This is a genomic window from Citrobacter sp. Cpo061, assembly GCF_030332845.1.
Taxonomy (GTDB): domain Bacteria; phylum Pseudomonadota; class Gammaproteobacteria; order Enterobacterales; family Enterobacteriaceae; genus Citrobacter; species Citrobacter portucalensis.
Map to the genome: position 1 here is coordinate 49915 of NZ_JAOWHB010000013.1, position 19016 is coordinate 68930.

General features: G+C 54.4%; 16 protein-coding genes. 6 read left to right on the forward strand and 10 right to left on the reverse strand.

From position 1 onward, the window contains the following. Window positions 1-81: 81 nt before the first annotated feature. Window positions 82-813 carry a response regulator transcription factor gene (locus OGX97_RS00835; RefSeq protein ID WP_234691939.1) on the reverse strand — a complete coding sequence of 244 codons (732 nt, stop codon included), beginning with the start codon at window positions 811-813 and terminating at the stop codon, window positions 82-84. Window positions 814-1101: 288 nt separating this feature from the next. On the opposite strand from OGX97_RS00835, the gene fdhF reads away from it, so the two are divergent. Then, complete coding sequence (gene fdhF / locus OGX97_RS00840; protein ID WP_126957355.1) at window positions 1102-3249, forward strand: formate dehydrogenase subunit alpha; 2148 nt, start codon at window positions 1102-1104, stop codon at window positions 3247-3249. A 91-nt stretch (window positions 3250-3340) separates the two neighbouring features. After that, the gene (yjcO, locus tag OGX97_RS00845; protein WP_032934129.1) at window positions 3341-4024 is read left to right on the forward strand and encodes a Sel1 family TPR-like repeat protein YjcO; all 684 of its coding nucleotides are present in this window, start codon (window positions 3341-3343) and stop codon (window positions 4022-4024) included. A gap of 78 nt (window positions 4025-4102) precedes the next feature. Here the strand turns inward: yjcO and gltP are convergent, their stop codons facing one another. From gltP to nrfA, 7 genes are all read right to left on the reverse strand, one after another. Then, window positions 4103-5413 (reverse strand): glutamate/aspartate:proton symporter GltP, encoded by a 1311-nt coding sequence (gltP, locus tag OGX97_RS00850; RefSeq protein ID WP_020996087.1) that lies wholly within the window; start codon window positions 5411-5413, stop codon window positions 4103-4105. A gap of 344 nt (window positions 5414-5757) precedes the next feature. Next, complete coding sequence (gene nrfG / locus OGX97_RS00855) at window positions 5758-6369, reverse strand: heme lyase NrfEFG subunit NrfG (RefSeq protein WP_003826658.1); 612 nt, start codon at window positions 6367-6369, stop codon at window positions 5758-5760. Continuing rightward, window positions 6366-8579: a heme lyase NrfEFG subunit NrfF gene (gene nrfF, locus OGX97_RS00860; protein ID WP_279851028.1), complete on the reverse strand. Its 2214-nt coding sequence runs from the start codon at window positions 8577-8579 to the stop codon at window positions 6366-6368. Before nrfF ends, nrfG begins: the two co-directional genes overlap by 4 nt. Window positions 8580-8587: 8 nt before the next feature. Then, window positions 8588-9544 carry a cytochrome c nitrite reductase subunit NrfD gene (nrfD, locus tag OGX97_RS00865; RefSeq protein ID WP_032942109.1) on the reverse strand — a complete coding sequence of 319 codons (957 nt, stop codon included), beginning with the start codon at window positions 9542-9544 and terminating at the stop codon, window positions 8588-8590. After that, entirely contained in the window at window positions 9541-10212 is a 672-nt protein-coding gene (nrfC, locus tag OGX97_RS00870) for a cytochrome c nitrite reductase Fe-S protein (protein WP_003031761.1), read from the reverse strand. Before nrfC ends, nrfD begins: the two co-directional genes overlap by 4 nt. Continuing rightward, the gene (gene nrfB, locus OGX97_RS00875) at window positions 10209-10775 is read right to left on the reverse strand and encodes a cytochrome c nitrite reductase pentaheme subunit (protein ID WP_003826649.1); all 567 of its coding nucleotides are present in this window, start codon (window positions 10773-10775) and stop codon (window positions 10209-10211) included. The genes nrfC and nrfB overlap by 4 nt, the downstream gene beginning before the upstream one ends. A 44-nt stretch (window positions 10776-10819) precedes the next feature. Further along, window positions 10820-12256: an ammonia-forming nitrite reductase cytochrome c552 subunit gene (gene nrfA, locus OGX97_RS00880; RefSeq protein WP_235125814.1), complete on the reverse strand. Its 1437-nt coding sequence runs from the start codon at window positions 12254-12256 to the stop codon at window positions 10820-10822. A gap of 434 nt (window positions 12257-12690) precedes the next feature. Between nrfA and acs the strand changes: the two genes are divergently transcribed. The 3 genes from acs to actP all read left to right on the forward strand — a co-directional run bounded on the left by acs (window position 12691) and on the right by actP (window position 16852). Continuing rightward, window positions 12691-14649, forward strand: coding sequence for an acetate--CoA ligase (gene acs, locus OGX97_RS00885; protein WP_003826645.1), 1959 nt, complete (start codon window positions 12691-12693; stop codon window positions 14647-14649). A gap of 242 nt (window positions 14650-14891) precedes the next feature. Beyond that, window positions 14892-15206, forward strand: a complete 315-nt coding sequence (locus OGX97_RS00890) for a DUF485 domain-containing protein (protein WP_003031750.1) — start codon at window positions 14892-14894, stop codon at window positions 15204-15206. Continuing rightward, complete coding sequence (gene actP / locus OGX97_RS00895; protein ID WP_008786931.1) at window positions 15203-16852, forward strand: cation/acetate symporter ActP; 1650 nt, start codon at window positions 15203-15205, stop codon at window positions 16850-16852. The genes OGX97_RS00890 and actP overlap by 4 nt, the downstream gene beginning before the upstream one ends. A gap of 45 nt (window positions 16853-16897) precedes the next feature. On the opposite strand, the gene OGX97_RS00900 is transcribed toward actP, so the two are convergent. Both OGX97_RS00900 and OGX97_RS00905 read right to left on the reverse strand, forming a co-directional pair. After that, window positions 16898-17587: an LrgB family protein gene (locus OGX97_RS00900; RefSeq protein WP_235125817.1), complete on the reverse strand. Its 690-nt coding sequence runs from the start codon at window positions 17585-17587 to the stop codon at window positions 16898-16900. Next, the gene (locus OGX97_RS00905; protein ID WP_003826638.1) at window positions 17580-17990 is read right to left on the reverse strand and encodes a CidA/LrgA family protein; all 411 of its coding nucleotides are present in this window, start codon (window positions 17988-17990) and stop codon (window positions 17580-17582) included. Before OGX97_RS00905 ends, OGX97_RS00900 begins: the two co-directional genes overlap by 8 nt. A 101-nt stretch (window positions 17991-18091) precedes the next feature. Between OGX97_RS00905 and OGX97_RS00910 the strand changes: the two genes are divergently transcribed. Further along, the gene (locus tag OGX97_RS00910) at window positions 18092-18982 is read left to right on the forward strand and encodes a LysR family transcriptional regulator (RefSeq protein WP_032942105.1); all 891 of its coding nucleotides are present in this window, start codon (window positions 18092-18094) and stop codon (window positions 18980-18982) included. The last annotated feature ends 34 nt before the right edge of the window (window positions 18983-19016 follow it).

Genomic DNA, 19016 nt, shown 5'->3' on the forward strand with positions numbered 1-19016 from the left:
GCGCTTATCAGGCCTACAGAGTTGTTATCGCTTTTGTAGGCCGGATAAGGCGTTTACGCCGCATCCGGCAACTGCACACGTTCACGCCGCCTTATCGTGATGTTGCACGTCGGCGGCAAACACATAACCCAGCCCGCGCAGGGTTTTGATCAACATTGGCTGGTGCGGGTTGTTCTCTATTTTTCGCCGCAGCCGCATGATTAACACGTCAATAGTGCGGTCAAACACCTCTACGCTGTCGCTGCGCGTCAGCTCCAGAAGCTGTTCCCGGCTCAGCACCCGGCGGGCATTTTGGGCCAGCGCCAACAGCAGGCTGTATTCCCCCTGCGTCAACTCCACCTTCAACTGCTGGGGATTATGCAGCTGGCAACCGGCGGTATCCAGATGCCAGCCATTGAAAGAAAGCCCCGTGGTTTGCGGGCCGCCGCTTTCTGCCGTTAACACGCCAACGCGTCTGAGCACCGCCTTTACCCGCGCCACCAGCACCCGCGCATTGAACGGCTTACCGATATAGTCGTCAGCCCCCATTTCCAGCCCAACAACCACATCCGACTCGCCGCCTAAGCCCGTCAGCATGACTACCGGTAATCCGGGTCTCATCTTTTGCACCTGCTGCAACACCATCAGACCGTTGATATCGGGCAACATCATGTCCAGCAATACCAGAGCGATATCCGGCTGAGTCTCAATGCAGCGCAGCGCCTCCTGCCCGGTGTGACAGGCGGTCACCGTAAAGACGTGTTCGCTCAGCACATCCTGTAAAAGCGTGCAGACAGCGATGTCATCATCCACAACCAGTATGGCTGGCTTCATTGTTTTTCCCCATTTCTGGCCAACTTAAATGAGTGTGATTGATTCTGCACAGAGTGACAGCGATAAGGCACAAGGATGTGCGGGAAACATAACCTCGGTCACACTGCCGGGGCGTCACGTATTGGAGATTCGTCACGTCAAATATGACGACAGCCTGTTTTTCGTCAGGGTTTTGCGCAAAATTCGCCCGTAATATCGACTAATGCCCCTGATAAAAACATGGCATAAAAGATGCATAACAAAAACGACAAGCGCGTATGCGCGATTTGATTAACTGGAGCGAGACCGATGAAAAAAGTCGTCACGGTTTGCCCATATTGCGCATCAGGTTGCAAAATCAACCTGGTGGTCGATAACGGCAAAATCGTCCGGGCTGAAGCGGCGCAGGGGAAAACCAACCAGGGTACCCTGTGTCTGAAGGGCTACTATGGCTGGGATTTTATCAATGATACCCAGATCCTGACCCCTCGTCTGAAAACCCCTATGATCCGTCGCCAGCGTGGCGGCAAACTGGAATCTGTTTCCTGGGATGAAGCGCTGAATTACGTCGCCAGTCGTCTGAGCGCCATCAAAGCGAAGTATGGCCCGGACGCTATTCAGACGACCGGTTCATCTCGCGGTACAGGTAACGAAACCAACTATGTAATGCAAAAATTCGCGCGCGCCGTTATTGGTACCAATAACGTTGACTGCTGCGCTCGCGTCTGACACGGTCCATCGGTTGCAGGTCTGCACCAATCGGTCGGTAACGGCGCAATGAGTAATGCTATCAATGAAATTGATAACACAGATTTAGTATTCATCTTCGGGTACAACCCGGCGGATTCCCACCCGATCGTGGCGAATCACGTGATTAATGCTAAACGTAACGGGGCGAAAATCATCGTCTGCGATCCGCGCAAAATTGAAACCGCGCGTATTGCCGACATGCACATCGCGTTGAAAAACGGCTCGAACATCGCGCTGCTCAACGCCATGGGGCATGTCATCATCGAAGAAAAACTGTACGACCAGGCGTTCGTCGCCTCCCGTACGGAAGGATTCGAAGAGTATAGCAAGATCGTCGAAGGCTACACGCCGGAGTCCGTCGAAGATATCACTGGCGTTAGCGCGCAGGATATTCGTCAGGCTGCACGTATGTATGCCACGGCGAAAAGCGCGGCAATCCTGTGGGGCATGGGTGTTACCCAGTTCTATCAGGGCGTGGAAACCGTGCGTTCACTGACCAGCCTCGCAATGCTGACCGGCAACCTCGGTAAGCCGAGCGTGGGCGTTAACCCGGTTCGTGGGCAGAACAACGTTCAGGGCGCATGTGACATGGGCGCACTGCCGGATACTTATCCGGGCTATCAGTATGTGAAAGATCCGGCTAACCGCGAGAAGTTCGCTAAAGCCTGGGGCGTGGAAAGTCTGCCTGCTCATACCGGCTATCGCATCAGCGAACTGCCGCACCGTGCAGCGCATGGCGAAGTACGCGCGGCGTACATCATGGGTGAAGATCCATTACAAACCGATGCTGAACTCTCCGCAGTGCGCAAAGGCTTTGAGGATCTGGAACTGGTCATCGTGCAGGATATCTTCATGACCAAAACTGCCGCTGCCGCAGACGTTATTTTACCGTCTACGTCATGGGGTGAGCATGAAGGCGTATTCTCCGCAGCTGACCGTGGCTTCCAGCGCTTCTTTAAAGCCGTTGAGCCGAAGTGGGATCTGAAAACGGACTGGCAGATTATCAGTGAAATCGCCACCCGTATGGGCTACCCGATGCACTACAACAACACCCAGGAAATCTGGGACGAGTTGCGTCATCTGTGCCCGGATTTCTACGGCGCCACTTACGAGAAAATGGGCGAACTGGGTTATATCCAGTGGCCTTGCCGCGACACCTCAGAAGCCGACCAGGGTACGTCTTATCTCTTCAAAGAGAAGTTCGACACCCCGAACGGCCTGGCGCAGTTCTTCACCTGCGACTGGGTAGCGCCAATCGACAAACTCACTGAGGAGTACCCGATGGTACTGTCTACAGTGCGTGAAGTCGGCCACTACTCTTGCCGTTCGATGACCGGTAACTGTGCGGCGTTGGCCGCGCTGGCGGATGAACCGGGCTATGCCCAGATCAACACCGCCGACGCAGAACGCCTGGGCATCCAGGATGAAGAGCTGGTGTGGGTGAACTCGCGTAAAGGCCGGGTCATTACCCGCGCGGCAGTCAGCGATCGTCCAAACAAAGGCGCGATTTACATGACCTACCAGTGGTGGATTGGCGCATGTAATGAACTGGTAACCGAGAACTTAAGTCCGATTACCAAAACGCCGGAGTACAAGTACTGTGCTGTAAACGTTGAACGCATTGCCGATCAGCGCGCTGCGGAGCAGTATGTCATTGATGAGTACACCAAGCTGAAAGCCAGCCTGCGCGAAAGCGCGATGGGTTAAGCTTCCCCTGACGGCCTCCATTCGGAGGCCGTTTTTTTATGCACATAATCTCTCTATACTGTTCATTCCCTACACTAAATCTAAATATAAGATGAAACGACTTTTCGCCTTGATGGTGTTAATGACATGCTTTGTCCATGCCGAAGAGCCCGGTAGTCAGTTTTTGAAAGCCGCCGAGTCCGGAGACCGACGTGCACAATATTTCCTCGCTGATACCTGGTTTAGCTCAGGCGATTTGGGTAAAGCGGAATATTGGGCGCAAAAAGCCGCCGACAATGGTGATGCCGATGCTTACGCATTGCTGGCACAAATTAAGATTACCAATCCGGTCAGTCTGGATTACCCCCAGGCCAAAACGCTGGCGGAAAAAGCGACCCAGGCAGGCAGTAAAACTGGGGAAATTACGCTGGCGCGTATTCTGGTCAACACTCAGGCTGGACACACCGATTACCCCAAAGCCATTACCTTGCTGCAAAACGCCTCCGAAGACCTGGAAAATGATTCCGCTGTCGACGCGCAAATGCTGCTTGGGCTGATTTACGCCAACGGCGTGGGTATTCCCGCAGACGATGAGAAAGCGACGTGGTATTTCAAGCGTAGCTCAGCCATTTCCCGCACAGGTTATTCCGAGTACTGGGCCGGAATGATGTTCTTAAACGGTGAGCAGGGTTTTATCGTGAAGAATAAACAGAAGGCACTGCACTGGCTGAATCTGAGCTGTACGGAAGGATTCGATACCGGCTGCGAAGAGTTTGATAAGTTAACCAACGGGTAGTCGTTGTAGGCCTGATAAGCGTAGCGCCATCAGGCAACCCGGAGCAGGTTGCCGGATGGCGGCGTTGCCTTATCCGGCCTACAAGGCGGTCTTATCAAATTTACCTAATACTTCGCGCTCATAGGCCAGCGCTTTTTTGCGGTCAAATTTGTGTTCCCACTTGGAGATAACCAGCACCGCCAGTGCGTTACCCACCACGTTCAGCGCGGTACGCGCCATGTCGAGAATACGGTCAACACCAGCAATAAACGCCAGGCCTTCCAGCGGGATCCCCACGCTGCCAAGCGTTGCCAGCAGCACCACGAATGATACGCCCGGCACGCCCGCAATCCCTTTCGAGGTCACCATCAACGTCAACACCAGCACGATTTCCTGCCACAGCGACAGGTCGATACCATACAGCTGCGCAATAAAGATCGCGGCAATACTCTGGTACAGCGTTGAACCATCAAGGTTGAATGAGTAGCCGGTCGGCACCACAAAGCTGGTGATTGACGCCGGTGCGCCGTAGGCTTCCATCTTCTCGATAATACGCGGCAGTACGCTCTCGGAGCTGGCGGTAGAGTAAGCCAGAATCAACTCGTCTTTCAGAATGCGGATCAGGATCCAGATGCTCAAACCGCAGATACGCGCGACAATCCCCAACACCACCAGCGCGAAGAACAGGATGGCAAAGTGCACCAACAGCACCAGCTTCGCCAGCGGCCACAGGGAGGCAAAACCGAAGTTCGCGACGGTAACGGCAATCAGCGCGAAAACGCCGACTGGCGCATAGCGCATAACCATGTGGGTCACTTTAAACATGGTTTCGGAAATAGAGCGGAACACGGTAACCAGCGGTTCGCGATGAGTGGCTGGCAAGGAAGACAAACCTAAACCGAACAGCACCGAGAAGAAGATAATCGGCAGCATATCGCCTTTTGCCATCGAGGCGACGATATTGGTCGGCACCAGTGACAAAATTGTCCCCATCAAACCATGCGCGTGGCTCTGTACTTCTGCAGTCGTGCTTTGATATTTCGAAATATCCACGGTCGCCAGTTGCGACATATCAATCCCGGAACCCGGCTGGAACACATTAGCCAGCGTGATCCCAAGGATAATCGCCACGGTGGTGATCACTTCGAAATAGAGAATAGTTTTGGCGCCAATGCGGCCCAGCTGTTTTGCATCACCGACTCCGGCGATACCGACAACCAGCGTAGAGATGACAATGGGCACAACGATCATTTTGATCAGATGGATAAAGATATCGCCCGCCGGTGACAGCAGGTTTACAACCAGCCATTCACGGCTGTCACTATGGTAATGCAGGTAACTCCCTAGCAGAATGCCCAGCACCATGGCGATTAGAATCTGCCATGCCAGGCTGACTTTCAAATTTTTCATAACAACGGACTTCCTCGATGGAGCGCTATTCCACATGCGGTGTGTGGGAATAGTACATACTGAAAGGGTATGAATTGTGTTGCGTTCGTTTATGGAGTTTTTTAACGCTTATTATCATTATCATCTGCATGGCATTCCGCGCAACCCTCTAAGAACAGGGCTTTTGGCTGATTTTATGCATAAAAATGCAATTTTATCGCGGTATTGATGAATAACTTTTTGTTATAAAAGAATTTTAATATGTTCAAAAATGAAGAAGTCATGGTGTGAGTTTTTTTCGCCAATTTGTTCGTTTGCCTGTTTTTTAAACAGGCCAAATGATACAAATCACAAAAAAAACAAATTTATTTTTGCCGATTCTGCAATAACTTCGCCATATTAATAGAGTCAACGAGCTGTGCCCGGTTCACCCTAGGCGAGTTTAAATCCATAACCTTTTGCCACACTGAAATAGCCTGGGCGTAGTCTGCCTGCATAAACGCATCTGAGGCTAACAGCATCAGCGCGGTGACCTCTGCCGGGTCCAGCGCCAGAGCCTTATCAATCATCTCGCGAGTGGGCGGCGTCATATGTTGTCCGGCCTGGTAATACAATACCGTTGCCATCGCTGAATAGATCTCAGCATTTTCACCGCCGACACGCAGCGCCTGTTCGTAGGCCAGCAGCGCATTATGATACGCGTTTTGCCAAAGATAGTACTCCCCGAGTTGCGCCCATTTCACGCCGTCCTGGGGATTAGCGCGAATCTGCGATTGCAGCAAAAGCAACTGTTTTTCCTGAACATTTTCATCGGAGAAAGCATGTAAAGGGTCTGCCAGTCTCGTTTGCTCCTGACGAACCGCCTGCCATTTTGGCGTCAACAAGTAGCCTCCAATGCAGGCCACAACCATCAGCACAGCCGCAGCGGTCAGCCGCTTCACAGGCATTGGGCGTAACAGCGGTTCGGACTGGTTCATTGTTCACCTTCCTCCGTATGCTGACGTCTTCTCACTCGCCAGACCACCACCCCTACCAGCAATAACAACAGGCACGGTAACGCCCACAGCAGCAGCGTTTGCTCGTTCAGCGGCGGATTATAACGAACGAAGTCACCGTAACGCTCGGTCATCCATGTCGTGATCTCGGCTTCGCTTTTCCCTTCCGCCACCATGCTATAAACCTGATGGCGCATACTGACCGCTACCGGCGCATTGGATTCCAGTAGGTTTTGGTTCTGACACTGCGGGCAGCGAAGCTGGCTGGCAATGGACAGCGCTTGTTCCTGCTGTTGCGGATTTTCAAAGCGCCAGGTATCCACAACCTGGGCATGGGTGGTAAAAGGTAGAAAAATCAGTAAAGCCACAAGTAACATCGTTTTGCCGGATGGCGGCGTGAACGCCTTATCCGTCCTACCCTGCTTTTCACTCGTAGACCTGATAAGCGCAGCGCCATCAGGCAAAAACTCTGGATGCTTCCTTCCTCGCCATGCGCTCAGCAGCGCGCCAAGGACCATTAATAGTCCCCCACCCCAAATCCAGCGCACGCCGGTCTGCACGTACAAACGCATGGCATAGCGGTCAGGTCCGGTTTTTTCACCCATTACCGCGTACCAGTCATGCATCAGATTCCAGCGGATCCCCGGCTCCATCATCTGTTGACGGCGCGCGGCATAGAAGCGCCTTTCGGGTTGCAGGCTGCCAATACGTTTCTCATTGTGCCACAGCGTGATCTGCGCTTTTTCACTGGTGTAGTTACCTTTGGCTTCCAGGTCGAGACGCTCAAAACGGAAAATGTAACCCGCCAGTTCAACCTGCTGCCCAGGGCTCAGGTTCAGGCTTATCTCCTGACGGCTACCGCTGGAAAAGACGATCCCCGCCGCAAACACCAGCACCCCGGCATGCGCCAGCAGTGCCGGAAGCTGGATGCGGAAAGACACGTTGCGGCTTCTGACCGTTGCCAGCACGATAACCAGCAGCATCAGCAGGCCAAAGGGCAGCGTAGCGCGATTAAAGTACGGTGCGCCTACGGAGAGCCGTCCCCAGCCGAACAGCCCGTAAATCATCGGGTAGAGCGTGCCAATCAACACAATCAGCAGCACCGCACTAAAGAGCAGTAGCGCAACCAGAATCAGCATCTCGCGTGACCAACCGCCAAAACGCGCATTCTGCCGGACTTGCTGGCCCCGCCAGGCGTACAGCCCGAGCGACGCCAGACTCAACACGGTAAACAGCGCAAACAGCGGCGCGGCGCGGACGTTATCCAACGCGAAAGCATGCACCGAAACGAGAATACCGGAACGTACAATCAGCGTCCCAAGCAGCGATAAAATCAGCGTGACGATCGCCAGCAACAGCGACCAGTGGCGGAAGATTCCGCGCTGGCGCGTGATATACAGGCTATGCAGCAGCGCGCTGGCGGAAAGCCAGGGTAATAAGGAGGCATTTTCAACCGGGTCCCAGAACCACCAGCCGCCCCAGCCCAGCTCGCAGTAGGCCCACCAGGAGCCGAGGATAATCCCCAGCGTCAGCGCGCACCAGCCGGGCAGCGCCCAGCGCCAGCACACCCAGGCGCTCTGCGTATTAAAGTCACCACGTAGCAGCGAGGCCAGCGCCACGCCTGCCGCCACCATCAAACCACCGTAACCCAGATACAGCAGAGGTGGATGGAGGATTAACCCGAGATGTTGCAGCATCGGGTTAAGGTCGCGCCCTTCAATGGCTGGCGGGAAGATACGCACAAACGGATCGGACCATACCACCACAAACAGTAGCAGCAGGGCTGTAATCATTGAGAGGACGCTGAGCGTCATCGGAAACAGCGCGTCGGTATCACGCCGATAGCGTAAAGCGAACAGCGCGCTCCAGCCGGAAAGAAACAGCACCCACAGCAGCAGCGATCCTTCATGACCGCCCCACACCGCCGCCAGTTTTAATCCCCACGGCAGCAGGCTGTAGCTGTGCTGAGCAACGTAGACCACCGAAAAGTCGCTGGTCAAAAAGCAGAATACCAGAATGGCAAAAGCCAGCAGTAGCAGGGTAAATTGCGCCCACACGCCCACCGTTGCAAGCCGCATCACCCCTTGCCAGCGCTGGCGGACACCCACCAGCACGGCAAGCGGGGTCAACACGTTGACCCCAAGGCTTAATAACAGCGCCAGAAAACCGGCTTCAGGAAGGAGAACGTCCAGATATCACCTTACGCAACGGTTAGCTGACCCGCATAGAGTATAAAAAAACGCAGCAGCAGTACGCCGGTCAGGCTGGCGCCGCAGACTGCCAGCACGCCATGAAACGTCGAACTGCGGTTGGCCCAGGGTTTTAGCAGCATCGGCAGTATCAGCCCAAGCCCAGCCACGCCAAGCCAGAACCACCAGGTCCAGAATCCACCGCCCAGTGCCGCCGCCAGCGCGCGCATTTTGCCGTCATCGCCCAGCGCCAGACCGACGAAGAACGCCGCCAGCAGGAAGATCTCCAGCCATACCACCGGGACTTCCATACGATGCACAAAGTGCGCTTCGGTACTGTGCGGATTGCTACGATGGCGTAACGCCATGGCGATCAGCGCCACCGCGGCGCCGGAGGAGATCCCAGAGAACAGGAACAGCACCGGCAGGATCGGGTTATTCAGGAACGGGTAAGATTTCAGCGCCGACAGCAGAAAACCGGTGTACGCCCCGAGCAGGACCGCCAGCACCAGCATTAACGTCTCAAGCGCACGATGGAAAGGCGCGATCAGCGTCAATACTTTCTGCACGATACCTAACCGCGGCAGCCAGCGCTGTTGCAGAGCAATTACCTCTTTTTCAAAGATTTTTGCCAGCCACAGCACTAACACCACCATGTACAACTGGAACAGCATGACCCCCATCGACATCACCGAAGTGAAGCTGTAGTGGAACATCAGTTTCCAGAAGGTCCATGGACGCGTCAGGTGGAACACCAGAATCAACAGACCGAGGATAATCGCCCCCGGCCCTAACACCAGCGTAGTGCGCAGCAGCGTGCTGTCCGAACCGCCCGCCTCCGGATGGAAGCGACGCAGCAGAATCGCCAGCGTGACCAGTCCGGCAGAGATACCTATCAGGAACAGATAGATGGCAATGGGCCAGTCCCACACCAGTGATTCAAAATGAAATGCAGAAGCGGATGTCATTGGCTCACCTCCCCAAATTTAAAGGGAACGCGGTAGACCTTCGGTTTTGTACCCAACGCCAGCTTGTAACGGTAGGTCGTTTTCTGCTGCAACAAACGGGAGATATCACTGTTGGGATCGTCCAGATTACCAAACGTCAGCGCCTTCGTCGGACATGACTCAACGCAGGCGGGCTGTTTGCCCGCTTTCAGGTTGGTTTTCCGGCAGAAATCGCATTTATCCGCCGTTTTGCTCACCGGATGGATAAAGCGCACGCGATAAGGACACGCGGCAATGCAGTACTGGCAGCCAACGCAAAGGTCCGGGTTCACATCCACAATGCCGCTGGCGGCATCACGATACGATGCCCCCGTCGGGCAGACGTCAACGCAGGGAGCGTGGTCGCAGTGCTGGCACGAGTGACGGAAGAAGCGATACTTCACATCAGGAAACGTCCCCTGCGGCTCACTGCGAATAATCGTCAGACGCGATACGCCTTCCGGCACGTTGTTGACTTCGCGACAAGCATCCATACAGGCCGTACAGCCGATGCATAATGACTCATCATGTACCATACCGTAACGCACGCCGTTGATGTTCAGTGTCTTCGCCACAACGCGCCCCGCCGTCCCGCTCACTGCCACCAGCGCGCCGACGCCGGTGATAAACTGGCGACGAGAGCAACTCATGGATGCTCCTTAAGCAACGGAATCGACGCCGGGTTAAAGTTCGGATTGTTACGCTGATCGCTGTGGCAATCGACGCAAATCTTGATCCGTCCTTTATCGCTCAGCGTTTGCATCGTGTCTTGCTTCGGATGCAGTGAGTGACAGCTGGCACACGCCACTTTGGTTACGTGGACATCGTGCGGCCAGAACGCTTTTTGCAGTTGCTCAGGCAGGTGACAGGACATACAGACGCTGTTCTGCTGCTCCACGTTGTACATCGGCTCATTAAAGCGCATCACATCTTTCACCCCTTCACGGTGGTTCGGTGACGGCTGGCCGTGACAGTTGGTGCAGGTGACCGGCAGTTTGTTATTCGGGTTGATGACTTCCGCATGCTTACCATGCATGCCTTCGGTATCCGGCTTGTGACAGTCCAGACAGGCGGCATCCGGATTACGCTGTTGGGTAACCGTCCAGCGTTGATCCGACTCCTGCGGCGTTGGCGTGGCAGTGATTCCACTCAGGCTCCATAACAAGCCTGACGCCAGCACCCCAGCAGTTAATAACGAACGTAATACGCTCATATTCACTCCGTTGAGTTATCCGCCCCTTGCGGGGCGGAATGGGGTTATTGGCTTAACAGACCGTTTTTACGTGCCTGATCTTCCCACTGTGGAATCACCGTTTTGATGAAGTCCTGCTTCTCAGCATTGATTTGCTGCATGTTGAGACCAATCGCCGCCTGGGCTTTCTCTTTGGTCGAGATATCCGGCAACGGAATTTCATGCGTGATGCCTTTGGTCGCCAGCAGACGGACCAGTTTGGTACGCGCGTCGGCGGCTTTATCCATTGCGCTACCCAGCATCCGCAGGCCTTCTTCCGGGGCGTGCATATGAATGCCGTGTGAGGCGATAGACAGGTCCCAACGCCATTGTGCGTGACGGATATCTTCCAGAATCGGCTTCATTTCCGCTTCAGTCGCGCCCGCATCCCATGCGGCTTTCGCTTCGAAGTGCGCACGAACCAGCTGATCTTCAACTTTGATTTTCAGGTCATGAATAGCCTGTTTACGCTCGGCGACCACTTTTTGCAGGGACGCTTTGTCCTGGGTGTGGCAGTTCGCGCAGGTCTGAGGGAAGTTGTCGAACGGGTTACCAATCTTATGGTCGGTATAGATCTTGCCTTCCGCGTTTTGCACTTTCGGCATGTGACAGTCGATACAGGTCACGTTGTTCTTGCCGTGAATGCCCGCGCTCCAGGTTTCATACTCCGGGTGCTGCGCTTTCAGCATCGGCGTTTTAGACAGAGAGTTGGTCCAGTCAGAGAAAGCAATGTTGTCGTAGTATTTCTCCATGTTCTCGACTTTCATGCCGTCGTCCCACGGGAACTTAACGGCTTTGTTTTTACCGTCGAAGTAGTATTCCACGTGGCACTGGCCGCAGACCATGGATTGCTGGTCAAAGCGACCGGCTTTCTCAAACGGTTTACCGATGGCTTCCATCGCGCGTTCTGCATAAGGACGCGACAGGGTCAGTTCTGGCTTGCCTTTGGCGAAGTCTGGTTGTGCGGTATTATGGCAATCCGCACAACCGAGGTTGTTAACAATTTCCGGACCGCCGCGCGCCCATTTACCGTGGAAGTAGCCATCTTCACCGTCTTTCTGGATAAGACGCGCTACGTCCGGGCTTTTACAGCTCCAGCAGGCCATCGGCAACGGACCATCTTCTGCCGTTTTTGGTGCGCCGGTACGTAAGGTTTCACGGACATCGGTCACGGCATACGCGTGTCCCCGCGGTTTGTTGTAATCGCGCGAGAATGGGTATCCCGCCCACAGGATCACCAGACGCGGATCTTCTGCCAGTGCATCTTCACGGGCTGATTGCTCAGACGTGGCTTTCCAGGAGAGATATTGATCGGGATGCTGAGGTGCGAAGGTTTCATTCTTCGCTTCAACGGTGACGGTTTTTGCAGGTACAGAAGTTTGTTCAGCGTGAACAGCAGAAATAAATAATAAAGGTAATAACAGGCTGAAGAAACGGCGTACGCGTGATTTTATCCTTGCCATAGGGGTCTCATCCAGATGACGCCATTATCTGCAATGGCGGTTCTTTTATTGTTTTCCACAACAGCAACCACACGAATACTGTCATGACATTGCTCCACCCTATTTGTAACAAGAAACCACACTGAAAATGTTGTTTTTAATCAATTGTAAGTGTATGTAAAATACCACTTTAGAGTTATAACACCCCTCTAATCTCTCACTCTTTTGTCTAATTCAGAGACAGATCACCTTTTCAACAATCCTTTAGATAACTGCATGTTATCGCGAGATTTAATCAATTTTTGCTAGTTCCCTTCAAAATTCAGTTTGTCGCTAATTTGCACAATTCGTTTATTGCGTGATCTGCCGCGCAAATACTAAACAAAACTCTCAAAGCCCCTACATTTAACGTTTATGAGACATATTATTAACATCCTACAAGGAGAACAAAAGCCATGAGCCAAATACATAAACACGCTATTCCCGCAAACATTGCGGATCGTTGCCTGATAAATCCGGAGCAGTACGCAGAGAAATACCAGCAATCCGTTAACGAACCCGACACATTTTGGGGCGAGCAGGGAAAGATTCTTGATTGGATCAAGCCGTACAGCCAGGTGAAGAACACCTCCTTCGCACCAGGCAACGTGTCTATTAAATGGTACGAAGACGGCACCCTGAACCTGGCCGCAAACTGCCTTGACCGCCATCTGCAGGCAAACGGCGATCGTACCGCCATTATCTGGGAAGGCGATGACGCTACCCAAAGCAAAAACATTACCTATCGCGAGTTGCATCGCGATGTCTGCCGTTTCGCCAATACGCTACTGGATTTAGGCATTAAAAAAGGTGACGTGGTGGCCATTTATATGCCGATGGTGCCAGAAGCTGCGGTTGCCATGCTGGCCTGTGCCCGCATTGGGGCCGTGCATTCTGTCATCTTCGGTGGTTTCTCACCGGAAGCCGTCGCCGGACGTATTATCGACTCCAATTCACGCCTGGTGATCACCGCCGACGAAGGCGTTCGCGCCGGACGCGCTATCCCACTGAAAAAGAACGTGGATGATGCGCTGAAAAATCCAAATGTGAAAACCGTTGAACATGTGGTCGTCCTCAAACGTACCGGTGGCAAAACGGAGTGGCAGGAAGGCCGTGACCTGTGGTGGTCCGATCTTATCGAGAAAGCCAGCTCAGAACACCAACCGGAAGAGATGAACGCGGAAGATCCGCTGTTTATCCTGTATACCTCCGGTTCAACCGGCAAGCCGAAAGGCGTGCTGCACACCACCGGCGGGTATCTGGTCTACGCTGCAACCACCTTTAAGTACGTGTTTGATTACCATCAGGGCGATATCTATTGGTGTACCGCTGACGTGGGTTGGGTAACCGGACACAGCTACCTGCTGTACGGCCCGCTGGCCTGCGGCGCAACCACGCTGATGTTCGAAGGCGTACCAAACTGGCCAACGCCTGCGCGTATGTCGCAGGTTGTGGACAAGCACCAGGTCAATATTCTGTATACCGCACCGACCGCCATTCGCGCACTGATGGCAGAAGGCGACAAAGCGATTGAAGGTACTGACCGTTCGTCGCTGCGTATCCTGGGTTCCGTTGGCGAGCCGATCAACCCGGAAGCGTGGGAGTGGTACTGGAAGAAGATCGGCAACGAAAAATGCCCGGTCGTCGATACCTGGTGGCAGACCGAAACCGGGGGATTCATGATCACCCCACTGCCGGGCGCTACCGAGCTGAAAGCTGGTTCTGCAACCCGTCCATTCTTTGGCGTACAGCCTGCGATTGTCGATAACGAAGGTAATCCACTGGAAGGCGCGACGGAAGGTAACCTGGTGATTACCGACTCGTGGCCAGGCCAGGCGAGAACGCTGTTTGGCGATCACGAACGCTTTGAGCAAACCTACTTCTCTACCTTCAAGAATATGTACTTCAGCGGCGACGGCGCGCGCCGTGACGAAGATGGCTATTACTGGATCACCGGACGTGTGGACGATGTGCTGAACGTCTCTGGCCACCGTCTGGGAACGGCTGAAATCGAATCGGCGCTGGTGTCGCATCCGAAGATTGCCGAAGCCGCGGTGGTGGGAATTCCGCATAATATTAAAGGCCAGGCGATCTACGCCTACGTCACGCTGAATCACGGTGAAGAGCCGTCACCTGAGTTGTACGCCGAAGTTCGCAACTGGGTGCGTAAAGAAATTGGCCCGCTGGCAACGCCAGACGTGCTGCACTGGACCGACTCACTGCCGAAAACCCGCTCCGGCAAAATCATGCGCCGCATCCTGCGCAAAATCGCGGCGGGCGATACCAGCAATCTGGGCGATACCTCGACCCTCGCCGATCCTGGCGTCGTGGAGAAACTGCTCGAAGAGAAGCAGGCCATCGCGATGCCATCATAACAAAGTCCTGAAAATGCCGGATGGCGACGCGAAAGCGTCTTATCCGGCCTACAAATCTGACCCTACCCTCTCTTCACCGGGAGGGAAATATAAAAAACCTCCCCCAAAGGATTTCGTGTTACAGGAAGGCGGCAAGCGAGCACATCCCCAAGAGCATAGTTCACTATGTGACTGGGGTGGGCGAGTGCGGCCAACGAACCTGTAGCACGAAAGACGCAGGGGGACCTCTGGAGAGCTCTGTGATGAATGACCAAATTTATCAGCGGATAGAAGACAGTGCGCGTTTCAGGGAGTTAGTAGAAAAACGGCAACGGTTTGCCACCATTCTGTCCATCATCATGCTGGCAGTTTATATCAGCTTTATATTATTGATTGCCTTTGCGCCGGGCTGGCTGGGTACTCCGCTACACGCGGGAACCAGCGTCACCCGCGGTATTCCGATTGGGGTCGGTGTGATCCTTATCTCCTTCATCCTGACCGGGATCTACATCTGGCGGGCAAACGGTGAATTCGATCGCCTGAACAATGCGGTTTTGCACGAGGTTAAAGCATCATGAAGAGAGTCCTGACGGCGCTTGCCGCCACGCTGCCCTTCGCCGCAAACGCGGCGGATGCTATTAGCGGTGCAGTCCAACGCCAGCCAACCAACTGGCAGGCGATTATCATGTTCCTGATTTTCGTCATCTTTACGCTCGGCATTACCTACTGGGCGTCAAAGCGCGTACGTTCGCGTAATGACTACTACACCGCTGGCGGTAACATCACCGGTTTCCAGAACGGGCTGGCGATTGCGGGCGACTATATGTCGGCGGCATCGTTCCTCGGGATTTCCGCGCTGGTCTTTACCTCCGGTTATGACGGGCTGATCTATTCACTCGGCTTCCTGGTCGGCTGGCCAATTATTCTGTTCCTGATTGCTGAGCGTTTGCGTAACCTGGGTCGTTACACCTTTGCAGACGTTGCGTCTTATCGTCTGAAGCAAGGGCCAATCCGTATTCTGTCCGCCTGTGGTTCCCTGGTGGTGGTTGCGCTGTATCTGATCGCGCAGATGGTTGGTGCAGGTAAGCTGATTGAGCTGCTGTTTGGTCTGAACTATCACATCGCTGTCGTACTGGTTGGCGTGCTGATGATGATGTACGTTTTGTTTGGCGGCATGTTGGCGACCACCTGGGTACAGATCATCAAAGCCGTACTGTTGCTGTTCGGTGCCAGCTTTATGGCCTTTATGGTGATGAAGCACGTCGGCTTTAGCTTCAATAATCTGTTCACCGAAGCGATGGCGGTACACCCGAAAGGTTCAGCCATTATGAGCCCGGGCGGGTTGGTAAAAGACCCAATCTCCGCACTGTCGTTAGGTCTCGGCCTGATGTTTGGTACGGCGGGCTTGCCGCACATCCTGATGCGCTTCTTCACGGTAAGCGATGCCCGTGAAGCACGTAAGAGCGTGTTCTACGCCACCGGTTTTATGGGTTATTTCTATATCCTGACCTTTATCATCGGCTTTGGCGCAATCATGCTGGTAGGTGCTAATCCGGCGTACAAAGATGCTGCGGGCGCGCTGATTGGCGGTAATAACATGGCGGCGGTTCACCTGGCGAATGCGGTGGGCGGTAACCTGTTCCTCGGCTTCATCTCAGCCGTGGCGTTTGCCACCATTCTGGCGGTGGTTGCCGGTCTGACGCTGGCGGGCGCATCGGCAGTGTCTCACGACCTGTACGCCAACGTGTTCCGCAAAGGCGCCACCGAACGTGAAGAGCTGCGGGTTTCGAAAATCACCGTGCTGGTGCTGGGCGTGATTGCCATCGTGCTCGGCGTGCTGTTCGAAAACCAGAACATCGCCTTCATGGTCGGCCTGGCGTTCGCCATCGCGGCCAGCTGTAACTTCCCCATCATTCTGCTCTCTATGTACTGGTCGAAACTGACCACGCGTGGCGCAATGTTGGGTGGCTGGTTAGGCCTGCTGACGGCAGTCGTGCTGATGATTCTTGGTCCAACGATTTGGGTCCAGATCCTCGGTCACGAAAAAGCCATTTTCCCGTATGAGTATCCGGCGCTGTTCTCCATCAGCGTAGCATTCCTCGGGATCTGGTTCTTCTCTGCCACCGACAACTCAGAAGAAGGCAACCGCGAACGCGAGCAGTTCCGTGCTCAGTTCATCCGTTCCCAGACCGGGTACGGCGTAGAACAAGGTCGCGCGCACTAACTTCCCTTCTCCTCCGGCTTTCGGGCCGGAGGATTACATCCTTTCTCAGAACATCAGCCTCGCCACCAGCGGTGCCACCAGCACCATTACCACGCCGGAAAGCATCATCACCAGGCTGGCAACGACCCCTTCCTGCTGACCGAGTTCATAAGAGCGTGCCGTGCCTGCGCCGTGCGATGCTGCGCCAAATCCTGCGCCTTTCGCCATCCCTTCACGAATGGAAAGCCGTAAAAACAGCACATCGCCGACCGCCATACCAAATACGCCGGTCACCACCACGAACAATGCCACCAGGTCCGGCTGCCCGCCCAACGGTTCTGCCGCCGCCAGCGCAAACGGTGTGGTGACGGAGCGCACCGCCAGACTGCGTTGGATCTCATCAGGCAACATAAACAGGCGCGCCAGCCATACAGAACTGGTGACGGCCACCAGCGTTGCCGTTACCACGCCCGCCGTCAGCGACATCCAGTGACACCTAATCACGGCAAGGTTGTCATACACCGGAACGGCAAACGCGATGGTCGCTGGGCCTAACAACCACAGCAACCAGTGCGATTCACCGATATAGTTTTGCCAGGAGATATGGCCGAAAACCAGCATCAGCACCAGCAGGGCCGGGGTGAGAACTAATGGCATTAGGGGTAATTTACGAAAACGGCGATACAGGCGCTTATTGGCAAAGTAGATACCCAGCGTAATCACCAGACACAACACGCTTAACTGGAAATTACTCACGGTTTAGCCTGCGCATTTCATAGCGATACACTTTATCCACCACCCACGCCGTTGCGCCGAGCACCATCAGCGTACTGATCGCAATCACGGCAAATATACGCCAGCCATCAACCAGCAACAGCTGCGTGTAGTTCACAACGGCGACCACCGCCGGAACAAAAAACAGCAGCATTTCAGCCAGTAACCAGCGAGCACCTGCGCGAATCCAGTTCAGCGGGATAACCCGACAGACAATTAACGCCAGCATCAGCACCATCCCAACCAGGTTGGCAGGAAGCGGCAGATGCAGCCAGGAGACAAGATATTGAGCAAATACAAAGAGACCTGCATACAACAGAACCTGAACGGGAATCTGGAGTCGATGAATAACAGCAGGCGTCACGCGGCTTATCGCCACAGCCATGAGGGTATGTCCTTAAAAAATAGAGAGCGCCAGTATAGAGAGCCCCCGTCCAGGACTGAAATGAATTAAACTCATTGCAGGCATAGTCTTAAGGAATAATCATGGATATCAGAACGCTGCGATATTTTGTTGAGGTGGTTCGTCAGCAGAGCTTTACCCGCGCAGCGGAGAAGCTTTTTGTCACCCAGCCCACCATCAGCAAGATGTTGAAGAACCTTGAAGACGAGCTTAACTGCACGCTGTTAATCCGCGACGGTCGGCGACTGCTGTTAACCGACACCGGGCAGGTCGTTTTCGAACGCGGCCTGGCGATCCTTGCCGAGTTTCGCCAGCTTGAAGCGGAACTCAGTGACATAAATCACCTCAACAAGGGCGTGCTGCGCCTCGGTATCCCGCCCATGGTGGGGATGTTAATGGCTGGGCCGATCGGCCTGTTTCGCCAGCGCTATCCCGGCGTTGAGCTGAAGGTCTCTGAATTTGGCGGCTTAACCGTTCAGCAGGCGGTAATGAACGGTGACCTGGATGTCGCGATGACCGCGCTGCCAGTTGAAGAAGAGAGCGGTCTGGCAACCTTACCGCTTTTTAGCCATCCACTCTGCGTGTTGGTTCCTCGCTCCGGTCAGTGGACAACGTGCGAATCCATTTCCCCCGAGGCGCTGGCGGAACATCCGCTGCTTATCTACAACGAAGATTTCGCGTTGAGCCGCCAATTGCTTGAGCTGTTTAGCCAACACAACGTCAAACCCCGCATCGCGGTGCGCAGCGGGCAGTGGGATTTTCTGGCGGCAATGGTACAAGCCGGGGTCGGGATTGCCATTTTACCGGAGCCGATTTGCCAGCGGCTGGATAAGCAAACGTTGCGCTGGATCCCTCTGGAGAGTGACTTACGCTGGCAGTTGGGCATGATTTGGCGCGAAGGCGTGTATCTGTCGCACAGCGCCCAGGCGTGGCTCAAATGCTGTGAAGGGTTTTGGCTACCGCAAGCGTCGTAAAATGCCGGATGCGGCTAACGCCTTATCCGGCCTA